The 17,904-nt window shown below is 62.7% G+C and carries 17 protein-coding genes and 5 tRNA genes; 9 read left to right on the top strand and 13 right to left on the bottom strand.

Annotation, left to right across the window (positions count from 1 at the left end):
• From ACTJJN_RS20935 to ACTJJN_RS20895, 9 genes are all read right to left on the bottom strand, one after another.
• Complete coding sequence (locus ACTJJN_RS20935) at positions 1–1,278, bottom strand: Zn-dependent hydrolase (RefSeq protein WP_259674147.1); 1,278 nt, start codon at positions 1,276–1,278, stop codon at positions 1–3.
• 113 nt (positions 1,279–1,391) lie between these two features.
• Positions 1,392–2,087, bottom strand: a complete 696-nt coding sequence (locus tag ACTJJN_RS20930) for an ABC transporter ATP-binding protein (protein WP_010951881.1) — start codon at positions 2,085–2,087, stop codon at positions 1,392–1,394.
• The gene (locus tag ACTJJN_RS20925; RefSeq protein WP_012051121.1) at positions 2,087–2,839 is read right to left on the bottom strand and encodes an ABC transporter ATP-binding protein; all 753 of its coding nucleotides are present in this window, start codon (positions 2,837–2,839) and stop codon (positions 2,087–2,089) included. Before ACTJJN_RS20925 ends, ACTJJN_RS20930 begins: the two co-directional genes overlap by 1 nt.
• Positions 2,839–3,858 carry a branched-chain amino acid ABC transporter permease gene (locus ACTJJN_RS20920; protein ID WP_003247567.1) on the bottom strand — a complete coding sequence of 340 codons (1,020 nt, stop codon included), beginning with the start codon at positions 3,856–3,858 and terminating at the stop codon, positions 2,839–2,841. The genes ACTJJN_RS20925 and ACTJJN_RS20920 overlap by 1 nt, the downstream gene beginning before the upstream one ends.
• Position 3,859: 1 nt before the next feature.
• Complete coding sequence (locus ACTJJN_RS20915) at positions 3,860–4,720, bottom strand: branched-chain amino acid ABC transporter permease (protein ID WP_003247565.1); 861 nt, start codon at positions 4,718–4,720, stop codon at positions 3,860–3,862.
• Positions 4,721–4,785: 65 nt separating this feature from the next.
• Complete coding sequence (locus ACTJJN_RS20910) at positions 4,786–5,988, bottom strand: ABC transporter substrate-binding protein (protein WP_003247562.1); 1,203 nt, start codon at positions 5,986–5,988, stop codon at positions 4,786–4,788.
• A 90-nt stretch (positions 5,989–6,078) separates the two neighbouring features.
• A complete protein-coding gene (locus ACTJJN_RS20905) occupies positions 6,079–6,843 on the bottom strand; it encodes a FadR/GntR family transcriptional regulator (protein ID WP_010951884.1) in 765 nt (254 codons plus the stop codon).
• A 267-nt stretch (positions 6,844–7,110) separates the two neighbouring features.
• The gene (locus ACTJJN_RS20900; RefSeq protein ID WP_014755231.1) at positions 7,111–7,341 is read right to left on the bottom strand and encodes a PP0621 family protein; all 231 of its coding nucleotides are present in this window, start codon (positions 7,339–7,341) and stop codon (positions 7,111–7,113) included.
• A gap of 94 nt (positions 7,342–7,435) precedes the next feature.
• The gene (locus ACTJJN_RS20895; protein ID WP_192907582.1) at positions 7,436–8,455 is read right to left on the bottom strand and encodes an outer membrane protein assembly factor BamD; all 1,020 of its coding nucleotides are present in this window, start codon (positions 8,453–8,455) and stop codon (positions 7,436–7,438) included.
• Positions 8,456–8,602: 147 nt separating this feature from the next.
• On the opposite strand from ACTJJN_RS20895, the gene rluD reads away from it, so the two are divergent.
• The 8 genes from rluD to ACTJJN_RS20855 all read left to right on the top strand — a co-directional run bounded on the left by rluD (position 8,603) and on the right by ACTJJN_RS20855 (position 14,004).
• On the top strand, positions 8,603–9,565 hold the full coding sequence (rluD, locus tag ACTJJN_RS20890) for a 23S rRNA pseudouridine(1911/1915/1917) synthase RluD (RefSeq protein ID WP_003247554.1): 963 nt from the start codon (positions 8,603–8,605) through the stop codon (positions 9,563–9,565).
• On the top strand, positions 9,562–10,302 hold the full coding sequence (gene pgeF / locus ACTJJN_RS20885; protein ID WP_012051126.1) for a peptidoglycan editing factor PgeF: 741 nt from the start codon (positions 9,562–9,564) through the stop codon (positions 10,300–10,302). Before rluD ends, pgeF begins: the two co-directional genes overlap by 4 nt.
• Positions 10,303–10,552: 250 nt before the next feature.
• Positions 10,553–13,117 carry an ATP-dependent chaperone ClpB gene (clpB, locus tag ACTJJN_RS20880; RefSeq protein WP_012051127.1) on the top strand — a complete coding sequence of 855 codons (2,565 nt, stop codon included), beginning with the start codon at positions 10,553–10,555 and terminating at the stop codon, positions 13,115–13,117.
• A 444-nt stretch (positions 13,118–13,561) separates the two neighbouring features.
• A tRNA-Asn gene (locus ACTJJN_RS20875) sits at positions 13,562–13,637 on the top strand.
• 4 nt (positions 13,638–13,641) lie between these two features.
• A tRNA-Pro gene (locus ACTJJN_RS20870) sits at positions 13,642–13,718 on the top strand.
• Positions 13,719–13,724: 6 nt separating this feature from the next.
• Positions 13,725–13,800, top strand: a tRNA-Lys gene (locus ACTJJN_RS20865).
• A gap of 46 nt (positions 13,801–13,846) precedes the next feature.
• Positions 13,847–13,923 (top strand) — tRNA-Pro (locus tag ACTJJN_RS20860).
• Between the two features lie 5 nt (positions 13,924–13,928).
• Positions 13,929–14,004: transfer RNA gene (locus ACTJJN_RS20855), tRNA-Lys, on the top strand.
• A gap of 192 nt (positions 14,005–14,196) precedes the next feature.
• Here ACTJJN_RS20855 and ACTJJN_RS20850 read toward each other — a convergent pair.
• From ACTJJN_RS20850 to ACTJJN_RS20835, 4 genes are all read right to left on the bottom strand, one after another.
• Complete coding sequence (locus tag ACTJJN_RS20850) at positions 14,197–15,492, bottom strand: NAD(P)/FAD-dependent oxidoreductase (protein WP_014755235.1); 1,296 nt, start codon at positions 15,490–15,492, stop codon at positions 14,197–14,199.
• Between the two features lie 84 nt (positions 15,493–15,576).
• Positions 15,577–15,750, bottom strand: coding sequence for a DUF3094 domain-containing protein (locus ACTJJN_RS20845; RefSeq protein WP_008091951.1), 174 nt, complete (start codon positions 15,748–15,750; stop codon positions 15,577–15,579).
• A 132-nt stretch (positions 15,751–15,882) separates the two neighbouring features.
• A complete protein-coding gene (locus ACTJJN_RS20840; RefSeq protein WP_003247546.1) occupies positions 15,883–16,512 on the bottom strand; it encodes a DUF1780 domain-containing protein in 630 nt (209 codons plus the stop codon).
• A 55-nt stretch (positions 16,513–16,567) separates the two neighbouring features.
• Positions 16,568–16,999, bottom strand: a complete 432-nt coding sequence (locus ACTJJN_RS20835) for a hypothetical protein (protein WP_012051128.1) — start codon at positions 16,997–16,999, stop codon at positions 16,568–16,570.
• Positions 17,000–17,085: 86 nt separating this feature from the next.
• On the opposite strand from ACTJJN_RS20835, the gene ACTJJN_RS20830 reads away from it, so the two are divergent.
• Positions 17,086–17,793 (top strand): energy-coupling factor ABC transporter permease, encoded by a 708-nt coding sequence (locus tag ACTJJN_RS20830; RefSeq protein ID WP_019437917.1) that lies wholly within the window; start codon positions 17,086–17,088, stop codon positions 17,791–17,793.
• Positions 17,794–17,904: the final 111 nt, after the last annotated feature.

Here is a 17,904-nt window from a genome sequence, read left to right as displayed (position 1 = left end):
TCAACGGGCTCCCGGGTTGGCGGCCTGGAACATGGCGCGCAACAGGACGTCGCAACCATCGGCCAGGTCCTGGGGCGCGGCATTTTCGATTTCGTTGTGGCTGATGCCGCCTTCGCATGGCACGAAGATCATCCCGGCCGGGCCCAGCTCGGCGAGGAAGATCGCATCGTGACCGGCGCCGCTGACGATATCCATGTGGCTCAGGCCCAGCGCACGCGCCCCTTGGCGCACGGCATCCACGCACTGCTCGGCGAAGTACAGCGGCGGGAAGTCGGCTGTCGGGGTTAGCTGATAGCTCAGGCCATGTTTCGCCGTGCTGTTTTCGATGGCTGCGCGCACTTCGCTGACCATGGCGTCGAGGAGCCCAGGGTCGAGGTGGCGCAGGTCGATGGTCATGTGCACCTGGCCGGGGATGACGTTGCGCGAGCCTGGGTGCAAGGTCAGGCAGCCGACCGTGCCGCAGGCATGTGGCTGGTGCGCGTGAGCGACGCGGTTGACCGCAGCCACCACCTCGGCAGCGCCGACCAGTGCGTCCTTGCGCAGGTGCATGGGCGTGGGGCCTGCATGCGCCTCGACGCCGGTAAGGGTCAGGTCGAACCATTTTTGCCCCAGGCAGCCCTGGACCACGCCGATGGTGGTGCGTTGGTCTTCCAGCACCGGGCCTTGCTCGATATGCGCTTCGAAGTAGGCGCCCACGGCATGCCCGGTGGGCACGCGCGGGCCGGCGTAGCCGATGCGCTGCAACTCGGCGCCGACCGACAGACCTTGGTCATCGATCTTTTCCAGGGTTTCCTGCAGGCCGAACTTACCGGCAAACACGCCCGAGCCCATCATGCAGGGCGGGAAGCGCGAACCTTCTTCGTTGGTCCATACCACCACTTCCAGCGGTGCTTCGGTGGTCAGGTGCAAGTCGTTGAGCGTACGCATCACTTCGAGGCCGGCCATGACGCCGTAGCAGCCATCGAACTTGCCGCCGGTGGGTTGGGTGTCGATGTGGCTGCCGGTCATGATGGGCGGCAGGGCAGGGTTGCGCCCGGGGCGGCGTGCGAAGATATTGCCGATGGCGTCGACGCTGACCGTGCAGCCGGCCTGTTCGCACCAGTGTACGAACAGGTCGCGCGCCTGGCGGTCGAGGTCGGTCAGGGCCAGGCGGCACACGCCGCCCTTGGCGGTGGCGCCGAGTTGGGCCAGGTCCATCAATGATTGCCACAGGCGCTCGCGGCTGACCAACGGGCCTTGGCCGAGCAGGTGCTGCGAGGGATCGATGCGGGTGTTCATGGTTCAGCTCTCCTGAAAGTAATCAGTTGCTTGTACTGGCCTCTTCGCGGGCAAGCCCGCTCCTACAGGTCATCCACAGGCCAGAGGTCTTTGCGGGCGTGCTTCCCTGCTGATCAGGCGCTAAGGGCCAGGTAACGGTTCTTGATGCTCGGGTCCTCGCGGAACTGCGCTGCACTGCCCTGGTAAGCGACGCGGCCCTGCTCCAGCACATAGTGGCGATCAGCAAGGGCATCGCAGACCATCAGGTTCTGCTCTACCAGCAGGATCGACAGCCCTTCGTCCTTGATCCGTCGCAGGATCTTCACCAGTTCATCGACAATCACCGGGGCCAGGCCTTCGGTGGGTTCGTCGAGGATCAGCAGCCTGGGGCCGTTGAGCAGGGCGCGGGCGATGGCGAGCATCTGTTGCTCGCCACCGGATAGGGCAAAACCACCGTTGCGGCGACGCTCCTTTAGGCGCGGGAACATGCTGTACACGTCCTCCAGCTGCCAGCGGCTGGTCTTGCGCACGGCAATCTTCAGGTTCTCCTCCACGCTGAGCTGGCGGAAAATGCCGCGGTGTTCCGGCACCAGAGCAATGCCGAGGCGGGCGATATCGAAAATTTCGCGTCCGACCAACTGCTGGCCGTTGAAGCTGATCTGCCCCTGCCGTGGGCGGACGATGCCAAGGATGCTGCGCAAGGTGGTGGTCTTGCCTGCGCCGTTGCGCCCCAGCAGCGTTACCAGTTCGCCAGCCTCAACCTTGAGCGAGACACCTTCGAGCACATGGCTCTTGTCGTAGTAGGAATGGATCGAATCGACGTTGAGCATCAGGCGGCCTCTCCAAGGTAGGCGGTGCGTACGCGCTCGTCGTTGCGCACCTGTTCAGGGGTACCCTCGACCAGGATCTGGCCGTGACTCATCACCGTGATGCGCTGGCTGATCGACATGACAATGCTCATGTTGTGCTCGATCAGTAGCACGGTATGGTCGCGGCCAAGGTCGCTGATCAGGTCGGTCATCACCGGGATGTCGTCGATGCCCATGCCCGAAGTGGGTTCGTCGAGCATCAGCAGGGTGGGCTTGGCGCAGATCGACATGCCCACTTCCAGCACCCTTTGCTGGCCGTGCGACAGCTCGCCCGCCAGGGTTTCGGCACGGGCGCTCAGTTTCAGGCGCTCCAGCACCTGGTCGGCGGTGTTCCAGTGGCTGCGCTTGTGCTCGACGCTGCGCCAGAAGTTCAGCGCGCCCAGGCCATCACGGCCTTGGGCGGCCAGGCGCAGGTTCTCGCGCACTGAAAGGTTCTGGAACAGGCTGGTGAGCTGAAACGAACGCGCCATGCCAAGTGCCACCCGCCCGTGGGACGGCTTGCGAATGATGTCCTGGCCATTGAACAGGATCTTGCCGGCCGTGGCCTGACGTTCGCCGGTCAGGCAGTGGAACAGGCTGGTCTTGCCGGCGCCGTTGGGGCCGATAATGGTGTGGATGGTGCCGGCGCGCACTTTGAGGTCAACGCCCGCGACCGCCTTGAACGGCCCGTAGGCCAGCTCCAGCTGGCGGGTTTCCAGGAGGTAGTCGCTCATCACAGGGTCTCCTTGGTCTTGGCCTGGGGTTTGTCATCGGCATTGCGGGTGGCCAGCAGGCGCTTGCCCAGTTCGGTCAGGCCGCCCCACAGGCCGCCACGCATGAACACCACCACCAGAATCAGGATCACCCCCAGCAGCATCAGCCAGCGTGGCCAAAGTTCCGACAGCACGTCACCCAGCAGCACGATGGCGCCAGCCCCCAGCAGCGAGCCGAACAGTGAGCCGGTGCCGCCAACGATGGTCATGATCAGGATGTTCTCGCTCATCATCAGGTCGATGTTCGACAGCGGCGCAAAGTGCAGCAGCATGGCGTACAGCGCCCCGGCGATGCCGGTGATGGCGCCCGACAGCATGAACACCAGAATCTTGAAATGGCGGGTGTCGTAGCCGATGGCGGCGGCGCGGGTCTCGTTCTCACGGATAGCCAGCAGGGTGCTGCCGAATGGCGAACGGATCACCCGCAGGGCTGCGGCGAAGATCAACAGGAACAGCACCGCGACGAACACATAGAAGTGCCGCGGATCGGCCAGGTCGACCAGCACATGGCCGGCGATTTCGATATTCGGCCGTGGCACATCAAGCAGGCCGTTGTCACCGCCGGTCCAGCCGCTGAGGGTATAGGCCAGGAAGTAGGCCATCTGGCTGAAGGCCAGGGTCAGCATGACGAAGTAGATGCCCGTGCGACGGATCGCCAGTGCGCCCACCAGCAGCGCGAGGAAGGCGCCGAACACAGCTGCGCCAAGCAGCGCGGCGAACATGCCCCACTGCAGGTGGATCATCAGCAGCGCTGCGCCATAGGCGCCCACGCCAAAGAAGATGCCCTGGCCGAACGACAGCAGTCCGGTGTAGCCGAGCAGCAGGTTGCAGGCCAGTGCGGCCATGGCAAAGATCAGGATCTCGGTAGCCAGGGTGGCCGAGGGCAGCAACAGCGGCAGCGCCACCAGGCTGGCAACTACCAGCGACAGCAGCGCCGGGGCGCGGCCCTTGGCGACTGGCAATGGGTTTTTCTCGCTCATCTCAGGCTCTCCCGAACAGGCCGTAGGGACGGACCAGAATCACTGCTGCCATGGCGCCATAGATCATCAGGCTGGCGCCTTGCGGCCAGAGACTGGTCATCATGCTTTGCACCACACCCACCAGCAGGCCGCCAACCAGCGCCCCGCCGAACGACCCCATGCCGCCAATCACCACCACCACGAAGGCAATGCCGAGGATTTCCGGGCCGACGAAGGGCTGGGCGCCCCGTAGCGGCGCAAACAGCACACCCGCCACACCTGCCAGGCCCACGCCCAGGGCGAATGTCAGGGAGAACAGGCGGAAAATGTTGGTGCCCAACAGCGACACGGTCTCGGTGCTTTCGCTACCGGCCCGCACCAGTGCGCCGAAACGGGTGCGTTCCAGCAGCAGCCACAGGCCAATACCGATCAGCGCTGCGAAGCCGATCAGGAACAAGCGGTAGTAGGGGTAGATGAAGTCGCCAAGTATCAGCACCCCGCGCAGTTCAGGTGGCACGGCAATGTTCTTGCCCACCGGGCCCCAGATCAGCACCGACGCTTCCTGGATGATCAGCGCGATGCCGAGGGTGACGAGGATCTGGAAGGTGTGCGGCAGGTGGTAGATGCGTTTGATCAACAGGCGCTCGACCGCCCAGGCCAGCGCGGCCACCACCAGTGGCGCAATCAGCAGCGCCAGCCAGAAGTTGCCGGTGACGGCCACGGCGGTATAGCACAGGTAGGCGCCCAGCAAGAAAAACGCGCCGTGGGCGAAGTTGACGAAGTTGAGCAGGCCGAAAATGATCGTCAGGCCCACGGCGATGAGGAAGTAGATCATCCCCAGGCCCAGGCCGTTGAGCAGTTGGAACAGGTACAAATCGAGCATGAGCGTGCCCTCGACAGCGCGCCGGGCGGCTGCCTGTACAAGTGTTTGTGACTAACGCCGCAGCTTCAGGCCAGGGCGCAACCGGTGTGATCGACCTCGACGAAGGAGCGGCCCGAACTGATGACTTCGGCCAGGTCGTCCTCGTCGCGCATCTGCCCCTGGGGCTTGCCGCGCAGCAGGTAGTAATCCTTGAGCACCTGGTGGTCACCCGGGCGGATCAGTTCTTCGCCGGTCGGGCCCTGGAAGCGCATGCCCTGCAATGCCGCAGACACGGCGGCCCCGTCCAGGCTGCCGGCCTTGACGATGGCCTCGAGCATCACCTTGGTGCCGATGTAGTCGGCGGCCAGCGGGTAGTTGGGGTTGATGCCATAGGCCTTGCGGGTGGCGGCGACCAACTGTTTGTTCAGCGGGGTGTCGACCTGGTGCCAGTACTGCGCACCCAGGTACACGCCCTCGAGCACGTCGCTGCCCAGCTCCTGGAACTGGTCGAGGCCGGCAGACCACACCATCAGCACTTTCATGCGGTCCTTGATGCCGAAGTTGACCGCCTGGCGCAGGGCGTTGGAGGCCTGGCTACCGAAGTTGAGCAGCACCAGCACGTCGGGCTTGGCGGCGATGGCGTTGGTCAGGTAGCCGGAAAATTCCTGCTCCTGCAGCGAGTGGTAGCTGTTGCCGATGTGTTCCACGCCGAGCTCGGCGAACACTTTGCGGGCGTTGTCCAGCAGGGCATCGCCGAATACGTATTGCGGGGTGATGGTGTACCAGCGCTTGGCCTGGGGCAGCTGGCGGCTCATCGGCACCAGGGTTTCGCGGATGGCACCATAGGTGGGCACCGACCAGCGGAAGGTTGAGGCATTGCAGTCCTTGCCGGTGATTTCATCGGCGCCCACAGGCGTCATGAACACGCCGCCGGCTTTGTGGATTTCCTTGGACACCGCCAGTGCCGATGACGACAGGGTGCACCCCTGGAAGAAGCGTGCGCCATCCTGGCCGATGGCTTCCTGCACCTTGCGCACCGCCTTGCCGGCGTTGCCTTCGGTGTCGATGACTTTGTACTTGAGCGGGTGGCCGAGCAACTGCGGGTGCTCGGCGATGGCCAGGCGCGAGCCCATGTCGGCGTACTTGCCGTAGCTGGCGAAGGCGCCCGACATGGACTTGAGCCCATAGAAGGTCAGCGGTTGGTCGGCGAATGCCCGGTGTGCCCCCAAGGGGAGGCTACCTAAGGCACCCAGGGCAAGGCCTGCCTTGAGCAGGGTACGTCTTTGCATGAGTAACTCCTTGTTTGTGGTTATTAGGCAGGAGTGGCAATGACAAAGCGGGTACGGCCGGGCCTGTGTGCAGGCCTCTTTACAGGCGCATCAGTGGTGGTGATCGAACTCCAGCAGGAAGTTACGGGCAACCTCGCCTTCCAGCGCGGTCATGTGGTGCTCGGCGTCGCACATGTGTTCGTGCATCAGCCGGCGTACGGCGGGTTCGTCGCTGGCGCGCAAGGCGGTCAGCAGTTGCTTGTGGTAGCCGATGTTGGCGGCGGCGAACTGCTGGCGCTTGGGCAGGTAGGCCTTTTTCAGCACCACCAGGTCGCGCAGCAGGTCGTTGAGGAACACCGCCATGAAACGCAGCAACGGGTTGGGGCAGCGGTCGGCCAGCAGGGTGTGGAATTCAAGCTCCGCCAAGCGCTGCTCACGCTGGCCTTCTTCGCTGTCTTCCGGCGCGCTGCAGAAGTCGATGTTGGCCTGCAGCGCGGCATAATCGGCCTCGCTCAGCTTGCCCATCACCGACACCGCCAGTTCTACCTCGATGACTTTGCGCAGCTGGTACACCTGTTCGCCGTCCAGGTGCTGGAAATGCAGGTAGTTGCGCAGCGCGCGGCTGGCTGGCTCGGTGCCCACTTCGTTCAGGTAGGCGCCCCCGGTCGGGCCGGTGCGGGTGCTGACCAGGCCTTCCACTTCGAGCGCCTTGAGCGCTTCGCGGGCGGTGCCCTTGGAACATTCGAAATGCTCCATCAGTTCACGCTCGGTGGGCAGGCGGTCGCCGGGGTGTAGCGCTTCGGTGACGATCGAGCGCTTGACTGATTCGACGATCACATCGGACAGCTTCTGGCGCTTGCGTTTGGGTTTGAGCATTTCGCTATTTTTCATATTTATGCGGATAAATAGGATTTAGCGAATTTTGGCCGGGCGGGTCAATGCTGGTGCTGGGGGAGGGGTCGTAAATGGTGTGAAAGGGTCGGGGAGGGATATGTGGAACACGAAATTGCAGATAAAAACTGTGGGAGCGGGCGTGCCCGCGAACACCGGCGAAGCCGGTGCCATACACCGTGGTGCCTGCTTCGCGGGCAAGCCCGCTCCCACAGATTTCGAATGGGTTTCAGGATTGAACAGACATCGTGTTCAGCCTTGGTGGCCAGGGCCCTGCTGCAGGTGGGCCTGGCTGCAATACCACTCATTACCCTGCTGCAGCGCCCGGTCGTTGGGCAGGTGCACGCCGCAATGGGCACAGCGCACCATCTTCAGCGGCGCATCCAGCTTCGCCTCGGGGTGCGACTGCTGGCTGACTTTGAACTTGCGCCACAGCCAGAACGCGGCGGCGATCAGGGCGATCCAGAAAAGTAGGCGAACCATGGTGTCCAGCTTGTCGATTGAAGAAGCCAACAGTCTAGGACGCGGCCAATAAAAAAGGGAGGCCCAAGGCCTCCCTTTCATTCACCGCTGAAGGTCAGTCGAACAGACCAAAGGTCATGTAGCTGAACCAGGAACGGTCTTTCTCGGCTTCTTTCGGGCCTTCCGGCACGATCGGGTCGCCGTTCTCGTCTTTAGGCAGCAGCTCTCGCGGCATCTCGTCGCGCGCGTCCTGGAACTGCTTGACCACGTCCTGGTTGGCGCGGGTTTCGCCTGGCGGCAGCGGGGTATCGGTTTCGATCAGGCCCAAGGTGGCCTTGGACAGCCAGCCGCGGCCGTCAGACTCGGTCTGCTTGGGCTGGAACTCGCCATCGACCAGGCTCGGGTGGTCCGGGTAGTTGAGCTTGAGGGTTTCCAGGCTCGTGGCGGCCAGTTCGTCCAGGTGCAGCTTCTGGTACGACTCGACCATCACCGCCAGGCCGTCACCGACGGACGGGGTTTCCTGGAAGTTTTCGACCACGTAGCGGCCACGGTTGGCAGCCGCTACATAAGCCTGGCGGCTCAGGTAGTAGTCGGCCACGTGGATTTCGTACGAAGCCAGCAGGTTGCGCAGGTAGATCATGCGCTGCTTGGCGTCTGGCGCGTAGCGGCTGTTGGGGAAGCGGCTGGTCAGCTGGGCGAACTCGTTGTACGAGTCGCGGGCGGCGCCCGGGTCACGCTTGGTCATGTCCAGCGGCAGGAAGCGCGCCAGCAGGCCACGGTCCTGGTCGAACGAGGTCAGGCCCTTGAGGTAGTAGGCGTAATCGACGTTCGGGTGCTGCGGGTGCAGGCGGATGAAGCGCTCGGCGGCCGACTTGGCGGCCTCGGGCTCGGCATTCTTGTAGTTGGCGTAGATCAGCTCAAGCTGCGCCTGATCGGCATAGCGGCCGAACGGGTAGCGCGACTCCAGGGCCTTGAGCTTGTTCACGGCGCTGGTGTAGCTGGAGTTGTCCAGATCAGCCTGGGCCTGCTGGTACAGTTCGGCCTCGCTGAGGTTCTCGTCAATGACCTCTTTATTAGAGGAACAGGCCGCGGTAAGCCCGAGGATGGCGATCAGCAGCAGGTGTTTCACTTGCATGGCGGCTTGCGTCCCTTTGACGGCCGCTGTCTTGGGCGGTGCCGTCCTGTTATGATGAGCGCCCCGGCCAACCCCGGGACAAAAGAAGCCGTATTTAACCACAAGCTCGCAGCCGAAACCAAAGGCTGTGCGCCCGCCGAATCGAGCATGTCCGAGATCATTCAACTTAGCGCAGAGGTACCGTCCGAACTGGGCGGCCAACGCCTCGACCAGGTCGCCGCCCAATTGTTCGCCGAGTACTCGCGTTCGCGGCTAACTTCGTGGATCAAAGAGGGCCGCCTGACGGTCGATGGTGCAGTCGTGCGCCCTCGCGACCTTGTTCATGGCGGCTCTCTGCTTGCCCTGGAGGCTGAACAAGAGGCCCAGGGCGAGTGGATCGCAGAAGATATCGAACTGGATATCGTCTACGAAGACGACCACATCCTGGTGATCAACAAGCCTGCCGGGCTGGTTGTGCACCCGGCGGCCGGGCATGCCAGCGGCACCCTGCTCAACGCGCTGCTGCACCATGTGCCAGACATCGTCAACGTGCCGCGCGCCGGTATCGTGCACCGCCTGGACAAGGACACCACCGGCCTGATGGTGGTGGCCAAGACCCTGCAGGCGCAGACCAAGCTGGTCGAGCAGATGCAGGCCCGCAAGGTCAGCCGCATCTACGAGTGCATCGTGATTGGCGTGGTGACTGCCGGTGGCAAGATCGACGCGCCCATCGGCCGTCATGGCGGCATGCGCCAGCGCATGGCTGTAACCGACGGCGGCAAGCCGGCGGTCAGCCACTACCGCGTACTCAAGCGCTTCCGCTCGCACACCCATGTGCGGGTCAAGCTGGAAACCGGCCGTACCCACCAGATTCGCGTGCACATGGCCCACGTGGGTTTCCCGCTGGTTGGCGACCAGACGTACGGCGGGCGCTTCCGTATTCCGCCCGCTGCCAGCCCGACCATGGTCGAGGCGGTCAAGACCTTCCCGCGCCAGGCGCTGCATGCGCGTTTCCTCGCCTTGGCCCACCCGATTACCGGTGAAGTCATGAAGTGGGAATCGCCACTGCCGGATGACTTCGTCTGGTTGCTGTCGCTGCTGAACCAGGACCGCGAGAGCTTCATCGGATGAGTGACCTGACGCAGGCGTTGCTGTTCCCCGACTGGCCGGCCCCGGCCTCGGTGCGCGCCTGTGTCACCACCCGTCAGGGCGGCGTCAGCTTGCCGCCTTACGAAACCTTCAACCTCGGCGACCATGTTGGGGATGACCCTGCCGCGGTTGCCGAGAACCGCCGCCGCCTGAGCGAACAGTTCACCATCCAACCGGCCTGGCTCAAGCAGGTGCATGGGCGGGTGGTGGCGGATGCCGACCCGGCGGTGGTCGCCGAGGCCGATGCCAGCTGGACCCACCAGCCTGGCATTGCCTGCACCGTGATGACCGCCGATTGCCTGCCTGCGCTGTTCTGCGACCGTGCCGGCACCCGCGTGGCGGCGGCACATGCGGGCTGGCGCGGGCTGGCGGGTGGCGTGCTGGAAGCCACGCTGGACCGGCTGGCGCTGCCGCCAGCAGAGGTGCTGGTGTGGTTGGGGCCTGCCATTGGCCCGCAAGCGTTCGAAGTGGGGCTGGAAGTGCGTGATGCCTTTACCGCCGTGCACCCGCAAGCAGCTCGGGCATTCGTCGACGGCGAACGGCCAGGCAAGCTGTTGGCGGATATCTATGAGCTGGCGCGTATTCGCCTGGCTGCCCGTGGCGTGACTGCTGTTTATGGCGGTGGTTTGTGCACGGTCAGTGATGCGCGGTTCTTCTCCTATCGCCGTACCCCGCAGGGTGGGCGTTTTGCATCGTTGGTCTGGCTGGACCCGCGCTAGCCTGTACCGGCCTCTTCGCCAGCACGCCCGCTCCCACAGAGATTCCGCAAACGTTGAAACCGGTGGTGTACCTGTGGGGGCGAGTATGCCCGCGAATGGCCCCCCATTAATCCAACAGGTTGACTTTGGTCAACCCCGCTACGCTTGAATCTTCCAGAATCAGCCTTATCTATAAAGGCATCTCAGGCAGGTTTCTTTATAAACAGGCGCTGTCCATCGCTCCGACCTGCCCTTTAAAGGAAGGTACACCATGCGAATAGACCGTTTAACCAGCAAGCTGCAACTTGCAATATCCGATGCCCAATCTTTGGCCGTTGGCATGGACCACCCAGCCATCGAGCCCGTGCACCTGTTACAGGCGCTGCTCGAACAGCAGGGCGGCTCCATCAAACCGCTGCTGATGCAGGTAGGCTTCGACATCAATGGCCTGCGCCAGGGGCTGGTGAAAGAGCTCGACCAACTACCAAAAATACAGAACCCTACCGGCGACGTGAACATGTCGCAGGACTTGGCACGCCTGCTTAACCAGGCAGACCGCCTGGCACAGCAGAAGGGCGACCAGTTCATTTCCAGCGAGCTGGTGCTGTTGGCCGCCATGGACGAAAACAGCAAGCTCGGCAAGCTGCTGCTGAGCCAGGGCGTGAGCAAGAAAGCGCTGGAAAATGCCATCAACAACCTGCGTGGTGGCGCGGCAGTGAATGACGCCAACGCCGAGGAGTCGCGCCAGGCGCTGGACAAATACACCGTCGACCTGACCAAGCGTGCCGAAGAGGGCAAGCTGGACCCGGTCATTGGCCGTGACGATGAAATCCGCCGTACCGTGCAGGTGCTGCAACGCCGTACCAAGAACAACCCGGTGCTCATCGGTGAGCCTGGCGTGGGTAAAACCGCCATTGCCGAAGGCCTGGCCCAGCGCATCATCAATGGTGAAGTGCCCGACGGCCTCAAAGGCAAGCGGCTGCTGGCGCTGGACATGGGCGCGCTGATTGCCGGTGCCAAGTACCGCGGTGAGTTCGAAGAGCGCTTGAAAAGCCTGCTGAACGAACTGTCCAAGCAGGAAGGCCAGATCATCCTGTTCATCGACGAACTGCACACCATGGTCGGCGCCGGCAAAGGCGAGGGCGCCATGGACGCCGGCAACATGCTCAAGCCGGCCCTGGCCCGCGGCGAGCTGCATTGCGTAGGTGCCACCACGCTGAACGAGTACCGCCAGTTCATCGAAAAAGACGCCGCCCTGGAGCGCCGTTTCCAGAAAGTGCTGGTCGAGGAGCCGAGCGAGGAAGACACCATCGCCATCCTGCGTGGCCTGAAAGAGCGCTATGAAGTGCACCACAAGGTGGCCATCACCGACGGTGCAATCATCGCTGCGGCCAAGCTCAGCCACCGCTACATTACCGACCGCCAGCTGCCGGACAAGGCCATTGACCTGATCGACGAAGCGGCCAGCCGCATCCGCATGGAGATCGACTCCAAGCCGGAAGTGCTCGACCGCCTTGATCGCCGCCTGATCCAGCTGAAGGTGGAGTCGCAGGCGCTGAAGAAAGAAGAAGACGAAGCGGCGAAAAAACGCCTGGAGAAGCTGACCGAAGAAATCGAGCGGCTGGAGCGTGAGTATTCCGACCTGGAAGAAATCTGGGCTTCGGAGAAAGCTGAAGTGCAGGGTTCGGCGCAGATCCAGCAAAAGATCGAGCAAGCTCGCCAGGAGCTGGAAACCGCCCGTCGCAAAGGCGACCTGAGCCGCATGGCCGAACTGCAGTACGGGGTGATCCCGGACCTGGAGCGCAGCCTGCAGATGGTCGACCAGCACGGCAAGACCGAAAACCAGTTGCTGCGCAACAAGGTCACCGAGGAAGAAATTGCCGAAGTGGTGTCGAAGTGGACCGGCATTCCTGTGGCCAAGATGCTCGAAGGCGAGCGCGAGAAGCTGCTGAAGATGGAAGAGCTGCTGCACCAGCGCGTGATTGGCCAGAGCGAGGCGGTAACCGCCGTAGCCAACGCCGTGCGCCGCTCGCGTGCCGGGCTGTCCGACCCGAACCGGCCAAGTGGTTCGTTCCTGTTCCTCGGCCCGACCGGTGTGGGCAAGACCGAACTGTGCAAGGCGCTGGCCGAGTTCCTGTTCGACACCGAAGAGGCGATGGTGCGCATCGACATGTCCGAATTCATGGAGAAGCACTCCGTAGCGCGCCTGATCGGTGCACCACCAGGCTATGTAGGGTATGAAGAGGGCGGTTACCTGACCGAGGCCGTGCGGCGCAAGCCTTACTCGGTGGTGCTGCTGGACGAGGTGGAAAAAGCCCACCCGGATGTGTTCAACGTGCTGTTGCAGGTGCTGGAGGACGGCCGCCTGACCGACAGCCACGGGCGCACCGTGGACTTCCGCAACACCGTGATCGTGATGACCTCCAACCTGGGCTCGGCGCAGATTCAGGAACTGGTGGGTGACCGCGAGGCACAGCGTGCGGCAGTGATGGATGCGGTGGGGGCGCACTTCCGTCCGGAGTTCATCAACCGCATCGACGAAGTGGTGGTGTTCGAGCCTTTGGGCCGCGAGCAGATTGCCGGTATTACCGAAATCCAGCTCGGCCGCCTGCGCAGCCGCCTGCTGGAGCGCGAACTGTCGCTGAGCCTGAGCCCAGAGGCGTTGGACAAGCTGATTGCCGTGGGTTACGACCCGGTATACGGCGCACGGCCGCTGAAGCGGGCGATCCAGCGCTGGATCGAGAACCCGCTGGCGCAGCTGATTCTGGCCGGCAAGTTCCTGCCCGGTACGGCGATCACCGCCAAGGTGGAAGGCGACGAAATCGTCTTTGGCTGATTGTGTTGCACCATGAGCCCCGCGTTTGCGGGGCTTTTTTCTGCCTGTTGCCCATGTCGGCCTCTTCGCGGCCAACCCTGCGCAGATTTTTGCAGGCTATGCAGCCCCTCGTAGGCGCGGGTTTAGCCATGAAAGGGCCGGCACAGCCCAGCTATTTCGGGCCTTTGCGCCAATCCGGGGTAACCGTCTGAAATTTTTGAAATTTTTGCTTGCATCAAATTTAGAGTGCCCCTAATATACGCCGCGTTGTCAGGCACTAAGCGAATCACCAGCAACATCAGTGATCGCAAAACAACTTACAAATCAGTAAGTTGAATGAAAAAAAGTGGTTGACAAGCAAAACGAAGAATGTAGAATAGCCGGCCTCAGCAGCGACAACGCGAAAGCGAAGAAGCTAAAGAGTCCGAAGCGAACGCAGTCTTCGGAGTTGTACCGAAGTTCAGTTCCGCGATAGCTCAGTCGGTAGAGCAAATGACTGTTAATCATTGGGTCCCTGGTTCGAGTCCAGGTCGCGGAGCCAATCTCGGGGTGTAGCGCAGTCCGGTAGCGCGCCTGCTTTGGGAGCAGGATGTCAGGAGTTCGAATCCCCTCACCCCGACCATTTTCCGGGTCGTTAGCTCAGTTGGTAGAGCAGTTGGCTTTTAACCAATTGGTCGTAGGTTCGAATCCTACACGACCCACCATGTAGAAAAGGGCATCTCAAAGAGATGCCCTTTTTTTTGAAACACTCGGGGTGTAGCGCAGTCCGGTAGCGCGCCTGCTTTGGGAGCAGGATGTCAGGAGTTCGAATCCCCTCACCCCGACCATTTTTGGGTCGTTAGCTCAGTTGGTAGAGCAGTTGGCTTTTAACCAATTGGTCGTAGGTTCGAATCCTACACGACCCACCATGAACAAAGGGCATCTCGCATGAGATGCCCTTTTTCTTTTGCCTCGAAAAATGCGCCCATCGGTGCAAATCCCACCTGCATCTATTTGCCACACCGCCCCCTTTGTAGGAGCGGGTTCACCCGCGAATGCGGCAGTGCAGCCACCATCGCATTCACAGGTAAACCCGCGCCTACAGGGCATGCGGGCGCCTGTCAGTGCAGCTTCAGGCGCGGCTCGGTACCCCGGCCAATCTTGCTGCCCAGCATCATCAACGCCGTGCGGAAGAACCCGTACAGCGCCATCTGGTGCATGCGGTACAGCGACACATAGAACATCCGCGCCAGCCAGCCTTCCAGCTTCACGCTGCCCATCAGGTTACCCATCAGGTTGCCCACCGCCGAGAAGCGCGACAGCGACACCAGCGAGCCATAGTCCTTGTACGCGTACGTCGGCAGGGCCTTGTTCTCCAGGCGCGCCTTCAGGCTTTGCGCAAGCATCGAAGCCTGCTGGTGCGCCGCCTGTGCGCGCGGCGGCACGTTACGGTCGCTGCCGGGTTGCGGGCAGGCGGCGCAGTCACCGAAGGCGAAGATGTTGTCGTCGCGGGTGGTTTGCAGGGTAGGGCGCACGACCAGCTGGTTGATGCGGTTGGTTTCCAGGCCATCGATGTCCTTGAGGAAACCTGGCGCGCGGATACCGGCTGCCCACACTTTCAGGCTGGCCTGGATCACTTCACCGTCCTTGGTTTTCAGGCCGTCCTCGGTCACTTCACTGACTGCGGCGTTGGTCATCACCTTCACCCCGAGTTTTTCCAGGGTTTTGTGAACCGGTACGCTGATGCGCTCCGGCAGCGCCGGGAGAACGCGCGGGCCCGCCTCGATAAGGGTGATGTGCATGTCCTTGGGCTGGATGCGGTCCAGGCCATAGGCCGCCAGCTCGTGGGCAGCGTGGTGCAGCTCGGCCGCCAGCTCTACACCGGTGGCACCGGCGCCGACAATGGCCACGCTGATTTTCTCGCTGGCCACGTCGCCGGCGTGGGCTCGCAGGTAGTGGTTCAGCAGTTGCTGGTGGAAACGCTCTGCCTGCTTGCGGGTATCCAGGAACAGGCAGTGCTGCGCTGCGCCCAGGGTGCCGAAGTCGTTGGTGTTGGAGCCCACGGCAATCACCAGGGTGTCGTAGCCCAGGGTGCGCGCAGGCAGCAGCTCACGGCCCTCTTCGTCGAGGGTGGCAGCCAGTTGAATCTGCTTGCCTTCACGGTCCAGGCCGCTCATGCGCCCCAGCTGGAAATTGAAGTGGTTCCACTTGGCCTGAGCCACGTAGTTCAGTTCGTCTTCCGAGGAGTTCAGCGAGCCGGCGGCCACTTCGTGCAGCAGTGGCTTCCAGATGTGCGTGAGGTTGGTGTCGACCAGGGTGATTTCGGCCTGCTTGCGCTTGCCCAGGCTTTTACCCAGGCGGGTCGCCAGTTCCAGGCCGCCGGCGCCGCCGCCGACAATCACGATGCGATGAGTCATGGGAATATCTCATAAGGTTTACGGAATTCGTGGCCCTGGGGGCCGGCCGCAAACTGCACGAGGGGAGGGCGAGCGCGACGCAGCTCATAGCACCAGTCCACTCAGCAGGCGGCTGATGAGACCCAACCCGATGGTCACGGCCAGCACCAGCACAAGGAGCAGCCACGGCCGGAAGGGCCTGCGCTCGACTTGGTGCTGGGGGGCTCGCAGATACTCATCGACACGACGCTGATCTTCCGGGTTCAGGCGACTGGTCATGGTGGGCCTCGTCAGGTAGACGTTTGTGACTGCGCAAACGCTACAGCGTTCGCGCAGGCGCTTGAAACAAATGATAATGCTTTCTATCCCTGGCGCCGAGTGTACGCCATCGCAAACAGTCGCTGCACTGGATCAAAGACTGATGCCTACGTCGAAGACGATGCTGCGGCCCAGGTTGCCGCGCAGGAAATCCGGCGCATCGGGGTGGGCAAACAGTACCCGGGCAAAGGTTGGCCCGACCAGCGACAGCGAGCGCCAGCCTTGGCGCAGGTATTCGGTAGGCGGCGGGAAGTGGGTGTTGAGGTCGAGCACTTCGCGCTTGAGGCTGGAGAACGCGATGATGTCCAGCTCGTTCAGCTCCAGCCCGCGTTCCCGGTAATTGTGCGCCTTCTTGCGCAAGGTGGGCGCCAGGCGCCCCAGCAGTTCGGTGGCACTGATGCGCCGCGGGCGTGCTTCGCGGCGTACCAGCTGCGCCAGGGAAAACGCACTGCGTCGCCGCTGCAGTTCCTCGCGCCATTCATCGTTCAGCCGGCGGCCCTCGTCGAGCACGAAAAACACCTCGAAGGCGGCGTCGCGGAACAGCACGTCTGGTGGCTCCTGCCCCGCCGGGGTGAAGTCCTCGCTGCGGTAGGGAATGTTCAGCCCCTGCAACAGGCGCTGGCACACCCATCGCTCCCGCTCCCACTTACGGGCGTTGGAGAGAAAGGCATTGGCTTGTTCGGCCTGGATGGTAAGCAGGCGCAGGTAGTCTGAGTCATCCATGCAGACAAGCTTAGCCGCTAATCGATGACGGTAAGATGCTGTTTAAGCGTGAAAATCAGCCCAGCACCGGCCACTGCTGCACCAGCCCGACCAGATGCACCACGCCAAAGCCCAGGCAGATCAGCGAACTGACCACGATAAACCGCTGCGAACGCCCGGTGCCCGCCAGCAATCCTGGCCCCAGCAGGCCGCGTAGCAAGTACACCAGGGTGATCAGGCAAATGACTGGCAGCAGCAAGGGCAGCCGCCCGATCGCACCGGCAGCCGACAGCGCATAGGCCGACCAGGCCAGCAACACGCAGGCGATGGCAGCGGTGATCAGCGCCGGGTAGCAGCGGCCCTTTTCGGCGGCCACCGCCATGCGCTCACCGGCCCCGAACAAACGGTACCAACGCGGCCCCACGGCGATGATGGCCAGGTGAAGTACGCCGATGATGGCGTTGAGTGCCGCTGCCAGTAGCAGGGCGGGGTTGGTTCCTTCCAGCATGACCAATGCTTCCTGCATCGAATGGAAGCGTCAGCCTACCGCAGCCGAAGGAATGGGAGAATGGGTGTAGACTCGGTTTTATCCACATGGCCGCAAAGGGTATTGTTCAGGTGATCAGCGCGCAGGTGTTATCCGGCACCACCCTTACCCTTGGCTGGCTGGGTTATGTGCCGTTGTTGATCTGGGCGGTGAGCCGGGTTCGCTGGGTTGAACTGTTTACCGACCGGCGCCGCCAGCATTTGCTGTTTGGCACGGTGTTCTGCCTGTTTGCGCTGTGGCTGGTGCGGCGCGACTTTGATACCGGGGTGTCGTACCACTTTATTGGCATGACGGCGGTCACCCTGTTGCTGGACTGGCCGCTGGCGGTGCTGGGTGGCTTCATGGCCCAGCTTGGCTTGCTGGCGCTTGGGCGACAAGACCTGGCGGCGTTGGGGGTGAACGGCTTGTTGCTGATTGGTTTGCCAGTGCTGATTACCGAAGTGTGCGCGATAGTGGTCGAGCGCGCCCAGCCGCGAAACCTGTTCGTTTATATCTTCTGTTCGGGGTTCTTCCCGGCAGCGCTCACCGTGCTGGTTTGCGTACCGGCGGCGCTAGGGTTGTTGTGGCTCGACGGGCGGTTTGCCCTGCCGGAATGGCTCAGCGACTTTGTCGGCTACCTGTGGCTGATGATGTTCCCCGAGGCGTTCATCAACGGCATGGTGATCAGTGCGCTGGTGGTGTTTTGCCCCGAGTGGCTGGAAACCTTCAACCGCACACGGTATTTGCAGGCGCCCTGGAAGGAAGATGAGCGGTGATCATGCGGCGGCTCTGCCATCACATCTAAAACCTGACGCGGTCTCTGTGGGAGCGGCCTTGTGTCGCGAAAGGGCTGCGAAGCAGCCCCAGATTCGGTGGTAACTCAAAAA

It is taken from the genome of Pseudomonas sp. 22515 (assembly GCF_052044625.1).
GTDB classification, from domain to species: Bacteria; Pseudomonadota; Gammaproteobacteria; order Pseudomonadales; family Pseudomonadaceae; genus Aquipseudomonas; species Aquipseudomonas alloputida.
Note: the sequence above shows the minus strand (reverse complement) of the source record. Positions and strands in the feature narration are given on the sequence as shown.